Origin of the sequence: Burkholderia sp. 22313, assembly GCF_052045245.1 — a bacterium.
GTDB lineage: Bacteria > Pseudomonadota > Gammaproteobacteria > Burkholderiales > Burkholderiaceae > Burkholderia.
In genome coordinates this window covers 51,582-63,242 of sequence record NZ_JBQEON010000042.1, presented here as the reverse complement: position 1 = coordinate 63,242, position 11,661 = coordinate 51,582, and the positions used below count along the sequence as shown (strand labels likewise).

At 66.2% G+C, this 11,661-nt stretch carries 10 protein-coding genes; all 10 read right to left on the bottom strand.

From position 1 onward, the window contains the following. On the bottom strand, positions 1-1,115 hold a 1,115-nt coding region (glyA, locus tag ACTJKF_RS27455), incomplete at its 3' end, for a serine hydroxymethyltransferase (protein ID WP_440627805.1). 606 nt (positions 1,116-1,721) lie between these two features. Beyond that, complete coding sequence (locus ACTJKF_RS27450; RefSeq protein ID WP_440627803.1) at positions 1,722-2,111, bottom strand: 2-oxoglutarate dehydrogenase; 390 nt, start codon at positions 2,109-2,111, stop codon at positions 1,722-1,724. An 84-nt stretch (positions 2,112-2,195) separates the two neighbouring features. Next, the gene (locus ACTJKF_RS27445) at positions 2,196-4,043 is read right to left on the bottom strand and encodes a S10 family serine carboxypeptidase-like protein (protein ID WP_440627802.1); all 1,848 of its coding nucleotides are present in this window, start codon (positions 4,041-4,043) and stop codon (positions 2,196-2,198) included. Between the two features lie 722 nt (positions 4,044-4,765). Continuing rightward, the gene (locus tag ACTJKF_RS27440) at positions 4,766-6,577 is read right to left on the bottom strand and encodes an ExeM/NucH family extracellular endonuclease (RefSeq protein ID WP_440627800.1); all 1,812 of its coding nucleotides are present in this window, start codon (positions 6,575-6,577) and stop codon (positions 4,766-4,768) included. A 213-nt stretch (positions 6,578-6,790) separates the two neighbouring features. Further along, positions 6,791-7,732 (bottom strand): CopD family protein, encoded by a 942-nt coding sequence (locus tag ACTJKF_RS27435; RefSeq protein WP_440627798.1) that lies wholly within the window; start codon positions 7,730-7,732, stop codon positions 6,791-6,793. After that, positions 7,729-8,115: a copper homeostasis periplasmic binding protein CopC gene (gene copC, locus ACTJKF_RS27430; protein ID WP_440627796.1), complete on the bottom strand. Its 387-nt coding sequence runs from the start codon at positions 8,113-8,115 to the stop codon at positions 7,729-7,731. Before copC ends, ACTJKF_RS27435 begins: the two co-directional genes overlap by 4 nt. A 14-nt stretch (positions 8,116-8,129) precedes the next feature. After that, positions 8,130-8,477, bottom strand: a complete 348-nt coding sequence (locus ACTJKF_RS27425; protein WP_440627795.1) for a copper-binding protein — start codon at positions 8,475-8,477, stop codon at positions 8,130-8,132. 76 nt (positions 8,478-8,553) lie between these two features. Continuing rightward, complete coding sequence (locus ACTJKF_RS27420) at positions 8,554-9,849, bottom strand: multicopper oxidase family protein (protein ID WP_440627793.1); 1,296 nt, start codon at positions 9,847-9,849, stop codon at positions 8,554-8,556. 1 nt (position 9,850) lies between these two features. Then, positions 9,851-11,356 (bottom strand): TolC family protein, encoded by a 1,506-nt coding sequence (locus ACTJKF_RS27415; protein WP_440627791.1) that lies wholly within the window; start codon positions 11,354-11,356, stop codon positions 9,851-9,853. Further along, positions 11,353-11,661, bottom strand: a complete 309-nt coding sequence (locus ACTJKF_RS27410) for a hypothetical protein (RefSeq protein ID WP_440627789.1) — start codon at positions 11,659-11,661, stop codon at positions 11,353-11,355. The genes ACTJKF_RS27415 and ACTJKF_RS27410 overlap by 4 nt, the downstream gene beginning before the upstream one ends.

Genomic DNA, 11,661 nt, shown 5'->3' with positions numbered 1-11,661 from the left:
AAGCCGCGCGTCGTCATCGCCGGCGAACCCAGGCGGATACCGCTCGTCACGAACGGCTTTTCCGGATCGTTCGGGATCGCGTTCTTGTTCACCGTGATGTGCGCCGCACCGAGCGCCGCTTCCGCTGCCTTGCCCGTGATCTTCTTCGCGCGCAGGTCCACCAGCATCACGTGGCTTTCCGTACGGCCCGACACGATGCGCAGGCCGCGCTTGACCAGCGTTTCAGCCAGCACGCGTGCGTTCTCGACCACCTTCTGCTGATATGCCTTGAACTCCGGCGACAGCGCTTCCTTGAATGCCACTGCCTTGCCGGCGATCACGTGCATCAGCGGGCCGCCCTGGATGCCCGGGAAGATCGCCGAGTTGATCTGCTTCTCGTACTCGGCCTTCATCAGGATCACGCCGCCGCGCGGGCCGCGCAGGCTCTTGTGTGTCGTCGTCGTCACGAAGTCCGCGTGCGGCACCGGGTTCGGGTACACGCCTGCCGCGATCAGGCCGGCGTAGTGGGCCATGTCGACCATCAGGTACGCGCCGACCGACTTCGCGATCTTCGCCAGACGCTCGAAATCGATCTTCAGCGCAAATGCCGATGCACCCGCGACGATCAGCTTCGGCTTGTGCTCGTTCGCCAGCTTCTCGGCAGCGTCGTAGTCGATGTCTTCCTGCTCGTTCAGGCCATAGCTGACGACGTTGAACCACTTGCCCGACATGTTGACCGGCGAGCCGTGCGTCAGGTGACCGCCGTGCGCGAGGCTCATGCCCATGATCGTGTCGCCCGGCTTGAGCATTGCGAAGAACACACCCTGGTTCGCCTGCGAACCCGAGTTCGGCTGCACGTTCGCCGCTTCCGCGCCGAACAGCTGCTTCACGCGATCGATCGCCAGCTGCTCGACCACGTCGACGTATTCACAGCCGCCGTAGTAGCGCTTGCCCGGATACCCTTCCGCGTACTTGTTCGTGAGCTGCGAGCCCTGCGCGGCCATCACGGCCGGGCTCGTGTAGTTTTCCGACGCGATCAGCTCGATGTGATCTTCCTGCCGGCGGTTCTCGTCCTGAATGGCAGTCCAGAGTTCCGGATCGACGTTGGCGACGGTGCTGGTAGAGCGATTGAACATGATGATTGATCAAAAGAGAGTGATGGATTGACCCTTGGTAGGCCGGACTTGCCCCGGACCCGCGAAGTCGAGCGCCTGACCGGCGCCCGATGGCGTCGACAACCATGCCGCCCCGCGATGCCGGCTGAACGGTGATTCGGCATTGCCATTCCAGCAGACGGAAATTCGTTCAGATAGAAGGATTGCGACATTCCGCTAGGACGCATCGCGCGGCGCACCGGACAAAAAAAATCGAAGGCCCGCATCGCTGCGGTGCCTTCGACTTCGGATCTCCAACCACACACCGCTCAGCCGAACAGCGTCCGAAGATGATCGTTGCAGAAATGGCCTTCGGGGTCCACTGCTGCGGCGCAACACGCGGAACGCTTCGGCCTGCGGGAACCAGCGGTCCACGTCGTCGCGGCGTTACGCGCACCGGGAAGCCTGAGCGCCGCGCGCGGCGCGTTGACTCGGGTCGATGTTGTGCGTGCCGAAGCGAGCCCGTAAAGAACGCCGCGGCGCGGCCGAAACGTGCGCCGCGGCAGGTCGAAAACAAGTCGTCACCACGGTCGAGCGACCGGTACCCAACCGGCACCGGCCCCTCCCGGGTACGACCTCGCTACCCCCTTACTCCTGCTGTTCCTGCTGCGCCTGCACCTGCTGCTGCTGGATGAACTGCCGCACGTCGCTCATCGTCACGCGACCGGTGTGTTTCGCATCGATCTCGTCGAAGTGCTTCGACACGAACCCCAGCCCGCTGCTCTGCGCCTGCGCTTTCGTCACGGCCGCGCCATTGCTCAGCACGGTATTGCCGCCGAGCCGGGCATCGACGCGCTTCTGCGCCTGCTGCTGCAGCGTCGCGCCGGTCGATGGCAGCACCGGCGCCACGCGGGTCGAAGGAAAGAACGGACCGTCGACGCCGTGCCCGCCGTGCGGCAGCTTCACCGGCGCCACCGCCTGCGGCGGCAGTGCATGGGCGCTGCTCATCGCGGCACCGAGGACGATCAACGGAGACATACGCCGCATCAAATTGATTAGGGACATGATCACTCGCGTTCAATGGATGAAATGGAGGGTTCCTTTTCGCAAGGAGTCCGTCGGTTACGGTGCGGCCGCCAGCGTCGTCGCGGCGGTCGCGCCCGGCACGCTGCCGGTCGGCGTGCCGGCCGGATTCTCGTCCGGCCACGGCGGCGGCAGGGTCTTCAGCGTCAGCGCCGTCGGAATCCGCGCCCCCTTGTAGAACGTCGTCAGGTCGCGCTTCATCTGCGGCCGCGCGACGTCGTCCAGATACGTCATGTGCCCGCCCTGGAAGAAGTTCACCTGCAGCTTCGGATTCAGGCCCTTCACCGTCTGCAGCCGCGCGAGCTGCTTCTCGGTGTTGAAGAACGGCGTCGCCAGATCGTGAAGGCCGTTTTCCGCGAGCACGTGCAGCTTCGGATTGAGCTGCAGCGCGCCGAGCAGATCGGGGATCGTGTCGGGCATCGGCTGGCCGTCATGCGAGAAGTCCCACACCTGGATGATGTTGTCGTTCAGCGGCAGGTAGGTTGCATTCGGCGCGGTGTAGCCGAGGTAGTCGGGCATCTGCGTCGCGAGCGCGTTCGTGAACGGCTGCGCGATCAGGATGTCCGACGGATCGCCGTCCGTCTGCAGCCGCGGATCCGAGTTCGGCAACGACACGCGTCCGTCGTAGCGGCCGATCGTCGTGCCGGGCAGCAGGCTCGTGCCGAACGGATTCGCGTTGAAGTAGCCGCTCAGCGCCTGCTGCGTCAGACTCGACGGGATCGACCACAGCTTCAGCGTCGCATCGCTCGGGAACACCGGCGTGCCCAGCGCATCCGGAATGCCGAGCTGGCTCAGCACCCACGACTGCGAGTACTGCTGCAGCTGGTTGTAGATCAGCGTCGTGAACAACTCGGTCTGCAGTGCATACAAATAGGGATTGACCGGTGCCGGCGACACCTGGTTGAAGTACGCCGCGACCGCCGCATAGCCAGGCAGATAGCCTGCCACGGTATCGGTGTCGAGCAGCAGCCCTTCGGTCGACTGCGTGATCGCCACCGCTTCCGTCGCATCCGCGAAGTAGTTCAGGATCGCCGACTGCAGCACGATGCCGGTCAGATGCACGCCGGCCGATTCGAGCGCCAGCGCGAGCATGTCGGTACGCGGCGTGCCGTACGATTCGCCGTACAGATAGATCGGCGACGTGCCGCGGCCGTTCACGTTCAGGTAGCGCTGGATGAAGTCGCGCATGATGTTGACGTCCGCGTCGGAACCCCAGTACTTCTGGTTCGTGTTCGGCAACACGGCTTCCGACAGCCCGGTGCCCGGCGGGTCGATGAACACGAGGTCGGTCGTGTCGATCAGGCTTTCCGCGTTGTCGACGAGCGGATAGTTCGGCCAGTTGTTGCCGAACAGCGGATCGGGCGTGGCGACGCGCGTCGGCGCGAACGAGCCGAGCCGCAGCCAGATCGACGACGAGCCGGGGCCGCCGTTATAGACGAACGTGACGGGGCGCGGCTTGCCGGTCATGCTCGGCGCGGTGTACGCGACGTACGACATCGACGCTTCCGCGTTGCCGTTCGCGTCCTGCGCGGTCAGGTGGCCGGTGGTCGTCGTGTAGTTGACCGTCGTGCCGCCGGATTTCCACGGGTAATGCATCACCGCCGCCTTCTCCGACACCTGCGCGGCCGCGAGGCCGTCGGTCGCGTTCATCGAATAGGCGACGTTGTCGACGTAAGGCTGGTTCGCGGCCGACGCCTGATTGGCGGCTGCCTGCGCGCTGGCCTGCTGGCTGGCGGTGCTCTGCGCGAGGCTCGACGCGCCGACCGACGACGAATCGTCGCCGCCGCAGCCCGCGAGCACGAGCGTCACCACGGTCAATGCACCGAGCCCGGCCAGCCGGCCGCGACGTTCGCGGCGGCTGCCGGTACTGCTCCTGTCTGGTTTCATGCCTCTGTCCTTGTGTTGGGTCGGATATCGCTTCACACACAGGCCGCCATCGCCGACGAAAAACGCGCAGGCTTACCCGCCACTCGCGTTGCACGGCCGGCAGACGACGGTTGGGGATTGGACTTCTTCGAGAGACTGAACGTGATACAGACACAGCAAACTGCTGGCGGAGAATGATGCGAGAACGCCGCCCCCTTGCAGTTTCGACGACTTTTTTATTACCGAAATTTACGACATGACAAAAATAGGCGGTGCTGCGCCGCGTTGTCAAAGATCATTCCGATATTAAAAAATCTCTAATGATGCGAACGGCGATCAGTGTCTGGCATTTGAAAGAAAAACGATTGTTCGAATTCGGCGCATTGCATGGATCATTTTTCCCGGAACGGCGTCTGTTTCGCACATGTTCCGTGGTGTTCCCCCGGCATTGAAGTCGCACGCGAAAACCCTTCATATCGACAGGATTTTTCTTTCATTTTAATTATTCCAAATCGATTAGAGCGATTATTTGAATAAAGACCGAAACCATCCACAAAATACCGATTTCGATGATTTATCGGATATGCACGGAATTATTTACCCGATATTTGACCGACATCGCGGAATGCATGAAACGCGCATTGATACGCAAGCGGTGCGTATTCATCGCGGAGAAGCGATCATTCGCGGACAGACGTGCGGCGGGTGCCGCACGCCGTACTTCCAAATACTCGGCTCGGCGATCAGCGCGCGCCGCCCGGCAGCGCGATATCGATCAGCACCGGATCGTGATCCGACGAGCGATACGCGTCCGGCGCGTAGTACGTCTTCTGCTGCTCGGCCGACTTGTACGCGAGCGTGTACTGCAGCGCGAGCGGCTCGTCCGCGTTGATGTGCCATTCGTGCACGGCCTTCACGTGCGACGCGAGCGGCAGCGACGCGAGCGCGTGATCGAGGTAGCCGGCTTCGCCGTTGTACACGTAGCTGTACGCGTCGGCGCCGATCCAGCGCGACACCAGGTTGCGATAACCGCGCGCTTCGAGCAGGCGGATCGGGTCTTCATACGTGTAGCTGTTGAAGTCGCCGATCAGCAGCGTGCCCTGCCCCGCAACGCCCGTCGGCGTGCCGGCGAGCCAGTCGGCCAGCTTCGCGGCCGCGCGGGTGCGCGTCGGGTTCCAGCAGCCCTGGCCATCGCCCTGGTCGAGGTCGTCGTTCGCCGCGTCCGGGCAGTTCTTCGACTTCAGGTGGTTGACCGCGATCGTCAGCGCCTGCTTGCCGCCGATGCGCCGGAACGACTGCGCGAGCGGCTGGCGGTTCTTGTCGTCGATCGCGAGCGTCGACGCGCGGCCGACCGGTTCGACCGCGCGGCTGTCGTAGATCATCGCGACCGCGATCGCGTCGCCGCCGAGGCGCGACGCGCCCGGATCGACGACGCGCCAGTGGCTGCCGAGCTTCGCCGCGAGCTGACGCACCGCGCTCAGTTCGCCGTAGCCGTTGTTCTGGATTTCCATCAGGCCGATCACGTCGGCGTTCAGCGCCTTCAGCGCGCTGACGATCTTCGCTTCCTGACGCTGGAATTCCTGGTAGTTCTTCGCGCCGCGGTTGTTCGGATCGTCGAAGCCGCCGCCGAGCCCGTTGCCGTTGAAGTAGTTCAGGACGTTGAACGACGCGACGCGCAGGTTCGATTTCGGGTCGCGCGCCGGCGCAGGGGTGCGCGGGTTCGCCCGCGTGTCGAACACTGGTGCGGCCGCGCCCGGCAGCGGCTGCACGCGCCATGCGCCGTAACGCACCTCGAGCACGCCTTCGACGTCGCGCACCGTGTCGCCCGAACGCAGCGTGTTCGCGGCCGACAGTTGCGGCGCCGGATACGGGACGCTCGCCGGGTTCTGCTTGTTCGAGCCGTCGTCGAGAATCAGCCGGTTGCGTGCGTTCGCATCGATCTGCGTCTGCGCCTGCGACGGCGGCACCACGCTCGTCGGCGTGCGCAGGCGGCCGTTGCTCAGCATCACGCTGCCGTAGCGGCCGAGTTCGTAGTTGTCGGTGACGTTCAGCGTCTGCGGCAGGCGCACCAGCATCCCTTCATACGCGGCGAATGCGCCCGGGTTGTCGACCGGTAGCGTGAGCGTCGCCGGCCTGACCGTCTGGCTGTTCGCGCACACCGCGATCGCGCCCGACAGCGTCAGCTGCGTCTGCCCGTATTTCTCCTCGACCTTGCCCGTCACGTGCACGAGATCGCCCGCCTTCGCGCGCGCTTTCGGCGCATAGACGAACAGGCCTTCTGACACGCCCGGCTGGTTGCGGCGCTGCGCGTCGGCCTGCTGGACGAAGAAGCCGCCGAAGCCGTCCGTGCCGCCGAAATCGGCGGTGACGACCGCTTCGATCGATACGTTCTGGCCGGCGAGCGGCGACGGCGCGCCCAGCCCCTGGATGTCGGCGATCAGCGTCGTGCTGCCGCCGCAGTTCGGGCTGACGGGCGCGGCGGTGGCGGCGAGGACCGGTGCGGCCAGCGTGGGCAGCAGCAATAGCGGGGCAAACAGGCGGATTGTCGAGCGCATGACGGGGAATCCCGGTTGTGAGGGTGGCGAAAGCTTAGCGGCGCTTAATGACAGTTTTTGGTAATAAACAGACAGGCGCATGTAATTTTCAGTATTACCCTGTGTCGTGCCGATCGACCACGCGCTCGCGGCCGGAAAGCGGGAAACCGTCGGATAAAAGAGGGGCCCGTTCCGACGATTTCCCGAAGTCGGCTTCGCCGGCCGACCGCGACGCTAGACTGTCCCCGGCAACGCGCTCGACACGAGCACCGCCGCGGCCATCAGCACGCCGGCAAGCACGACCGCCTCGATCCGCAGCACCGTGCCGAACCGGCGCAACGCGATCGCAGGCACCGCCGCCGCCGGATCCTTCAGCGCGGCCAGTAGTTTCGACATCCCGAAGAACCGGTTGTGTCCGCCGAGCGCCGCCGCGATCAGCACGAGCGCGAGCTTGAGCAGCAGGATCTGTCCATACGTCGACGCGAGCAGGTTGTCCGGCGTGTCGACACCGCGCCACCCGTTGTATGCGCCGGTCGCGAACAGCACGGCCAGCGCAACCGTCGACACGTCGGACAGCGCCTGCACGAACGACGCGCCGGTCGTGCGTTCGTCCGCCGGCATCGCGACAAGCCGCGGCATCACGCCGAATGCCGTCACCAGCACGAGTCCGACCCACGCGCTGATCGCGAGCAGATGCAACCAGTCGACCCACACCGGCACGCTGAACAGCCCGGCGTCGACCGGATGCCCGCCGTTGCTGCGCGCCAGCGCGACGCACGCGAGCGCCGCCCACATCGCAAACGGAACGCGCTGATCGCCCGCCTGCCGCACGAACGACAGGATCGCGACCGCGAGCATGAACGCGGCGCCGGCCAGCCACGCATGGCCGAACCCCGTGCCGGCAAGCATCGCACGCACGGCCGGCCCCGCTTCGAGCAGCGGCGCTTCGCTCATCAACGCGCAGTGCGCCCAGAACGCGGTGACGCTCGCGAGCAGCGACACGACGGATGCACCGCGCAACGTCGCGACGAACCGCCGTGCGATGTCGCGCTGCCACGCCGACGCGCCGCACGCGAGCCACTGGCTGCCGAGCAGCGTGCCGACGACGACGGCGAACCCGGCGTTCTGGATCGCGACCGCCGCCAGCCGCAGCATGCCGACGAAGCCTTCGTTCACCCTTTCACCTTGAACGTATAGGTGCCCTTGGTGCGATGCGCGTCGGCCGTCATCGCCACCCACTGCACGGTGTACGCGCCCGGTGCGAGCTTCGGCATCGCGACGGTCATCGCGCGCGGTGCCGATGGGTCGACCCTCGCCTTCTCGTGTGCGACGGGACTGCCGTTCGCGTCCGACACCTTCACCGAACTGAACGCGGGTTCGAGATCTTCGTTGAAGGTGAGGCGCAACGTGTCGGGCGCGGTGTCGACCGTGCTGCCGGTCGCGGGCGTCGCGCTTTCGAGCTTGCCGTGCGCCAAGGCGGCAACCGGCGCGGCGGCGATCAGCGCGCCAGTCGCGACGCAACGGACGAACCGCGTGAGCCTCGTGATCTTCGTGTGCATGGTCTGCCCCGCCATCACGGCTTCTTCAATTCGACGACGGTCAACGCGCCGTCCACGTCCTCGGCGACGAAGTCGATCTTGTCGCCTGACTTGACCTGCGACAGCATCGCCGGATCCCTGACCTTGAACACCATCGTCATCGCCTCCATCCCGAGGTTCTCCAGCGGGCCGTGCTTGATCGTCAGCTTGCCCGCGGCCGTGTCGACCTTGCGGATCTCGCCGTGCGACATCTCGCGCCGTGCATCGGCGCCCTGCTTCGCGGTGCCGCTCATGTCCATGCCTGCCATGTCGCCGGCCGCGTACGACGCGGCCGAGAACATCAGCGCGCAACCCGTTGCAATCGAAACCAATGCCTTCTTCATCGTGCCTGCTCCATCCAGAGTGAGTGAAATCGAACCGGCGGCCATATCGTCGCGGCCGCCGCATGCTGCCTGCGGCTCAACCGTCCGTCAGTTCGCCGGTGTATTCGTACGCGACGGTGCCCTTCGGATGCCGGAACCAGCCCGGATCGCGGTAGTCGTTGCGGCCGAGCCCCTGCCGCACCTTCAGTACCGTGAACATGCCGCCCATTTCCAGCGGCCCGAACGGGCCGGTGCCCGTCATCATCGGCAGCGTGTTGTCGGGCAGCGGCATCTCCATGCCGCCCATCGCGCCGCCGGTGCTGCCCATCGCCATGTAGTCGGGCACGAGCTTGCCGATGCGCTTCGCGAGATCCTTCTGCGGCACGCCGATCAGGTTCGGCACCTGGTGGCCCATCGCATTCATCGTGTGATGCGACTTGTGGCAATGGAACGCCCAGTCGCCGGGACGATCGGCAGTGAACTCGATCGCGCGCATCTGGCCGACCGCGACGTCGGCCGTCACCTCCGGCCAGCGCGCCGCCGGCGGAATCCAGCCGCCGTCGGTGCCGGCGACCTCGAAGCTGTAGCCATGCAGGTGGATCGGATGATTCGTCATCGTCAGGTTGCCGAAACGAATCCGCACGCGATCGCCGGCGCGCACCGGCAGCGGGTCGATGCCCGGAAACACGCGCGAGTTGAAGGTCCACATGTTGAAGTCCGTCATCTCGTTCACGCGCGGCGTGTAGCTGCCGGGATCGATGTCGTACGCCGCGAGCAGGAACACGAAGTCGCGATCGACCGGCATCGTCGCGCGACTCCTCGGGTGCACGATGAACATGCCCATCATTCCCATCGCCATCTGCACCATCTCGTCGGCGTGCGGGTGATACATGAATGTACCGTGCGCCTCCAGCTGGAACTCGTAGACGAAGGTCTTGCCGGGCGGAATGTGCGGCTGCGTGAGGCCGCCGACGCCGTCCATCCCGTTCGGCAGCCGCAACCCGTGCCAGTGGATCGTCGTGTGCTCGGGCAGCCGGTTGGTCACGAAAATGCGGACCTTGTCGCCTTCGACCGCCTCGATGGTCGGGCCCGGCGACTGGCCGTTGTAGCCCCACAGGTTCGCGTTCATGCCGGGCGCCATCTCGCGCACGACGGGTTCGGCCGTCAGGTGGAACTCCTTCCAGCCGTTCTTCATCCGCCACGGCAGCGTCCAGCCGTTCAGCGTCGCGACCGGCGTGTACGGGCGGCCGTTGGACGGCACGAGCGGCGGTTGCGTGCCGGCTCGCGCCATCGTGGGCGCTTCGGGCAGCGACGCGGCGCCGGCCTTGCTGACCATCGCCGCACCGAGCAGCGCGGCACCCGAGCCGCTGAGAAATTGTCGACGGGACACCATGTCAATCCCCTTCGGAATGCGTGGCGGGCGCCGGTTGCGCCGCGGGAGAGGAAGCCGGCTGCGGCGCAGCGTCGGGCGGGGATGCGGCGGGAGCAGCCGCGGGCTGCATGGGCTGCATGGGCTGCATGGGCTGCATGGGCTGCATGGTCGGTAGCCGGCCGCCGACGGCCATCTGCAGATCGGTTTCGGCGAGCCAGTAGTCCTTCAACGCATCGATGTAACCATTGACCGCACCGGCCTGCTCGCGCGCATCGGTTAGCAGTTCGAACACGCTCGCGAGCATCCCGTTGTACCGCAGCAGCAATTCGTCGGCGATCGTCTTGCGCAGCGGCACGACTTCGTCGCGATAGTGTTTCGCGACGTCGTAGCTCGTCACGTACGCCGCGTACGATGCGCGCACGTCGGAGCGCGCGTCGATCGCCGTCTGCGCGAGCCGGTTCGCCGACTGCATGTAGATGGCCTCGGCCCGTGCGACCTTCGCGCCGCCCCAGTCGAACAGCGGGATCTCGACACTGATCTCGTAACCACGCTCGCGCCCCTTGTCGGTCTCGTAGTTGTTCACGTAGCCGAGATCGACCGCGTTGACGAAGCGCGTCGCCTTGCTGAGCCCGAGCGAGGCCGCGACGCCCTGCGTCTGCAGCTTCGCGGCCTGGATGTCGAGGCGGTTGCCCATCGCGTAGCGTTCCAGATCGGGCAGGTCGGGGCGCGCCTTCGGCAGGTCGGGCAGGCGCTCGGGCAACGCGTACCGCGCGCGCTCGCCCCACAGCCCCATCGCACGCGTGAGCTTCTCGCGCGCGGCCACGGCCTGGTGATCCGCCTTCGCCTGCTGTGCGACCGCATCCGCATGGAACGCCTGTTCGCGTGCGTAATCGAGCCGGCTGAAGTTGCCGGCCTGCCGCATGCGCAGCGCGAGCTCGGCGGCGGCGCTCGCGGCGTCGCGCACCTGCCGCGCATAGTTCGCGGCCTGTTCCGCGGCGACGGCCTCGACATATGCGCGTCGCGCGTCGGCCGCGACCTTCAGCATCGCATCGGCGGTTTCGAGCCTGGTCTGCTCGAAGCGGCGGCGTTCGATGTTCGTCGCGAGCGGCAGCGTCAGCAGCGCGAAGACATTGGCCGAGAACGTGCGGCCGAGGCCCAGCTCGCCGTCGCCGGCGCGCGTGCGGCTGAACGAGAAGCGCGGGTTCGGCAGCCGGCCGGCCTGCACGAGGTCGGCCTCCGACAGCCCGAGTTCGGCATACGACGCCTGCAGGCCGCGGTTGTTCAGCAGCGCGAGCTGCACCGCGTCGTCCATCGACAGCGGTTTCGCGAGCAGTTCCTTCGTCCGCGTGTCCACGGCTTCGCGGTCGGCGTCGGTCCTGACGATGACGGCGTCCTTCCCGATGCGCTCCGATGCGGCGGACGACACGGCGTCGAAGCCGCCGTTCCGCGAGAACGTCGTGCAGCCGGCGAGGAAGGCCAGCACGAGCGCGGCCGCGCCGATTCGCGGTGACATCGCAAGCCTCGTCATTGCGCGCCCCCGCCGTGTATCGAATGGGCTGCGCCGCCCGCCGCGCTTCCGGGCATCGCGTGTCCGGACTTCGCGCTTCCGGTCGCCCACCCCTTCGCGGGCCGTTCCATCACGTCCCGGTTCAGTTGTTTCCAGCCCGGGCCGGCATCGTCCCGATACGACGCGTAGCCGTCGAACGCGGACGTCACGGTGACGTCCGGCACCGGCGCGGCGGCATCGGCCGGATCGGGAAAGTTCGCTTGCGCGGGCGCGAGCGACGGCACGAGCGCCGCCGCGCCAAGCAGCGCCGCAATGATCAATCGCAT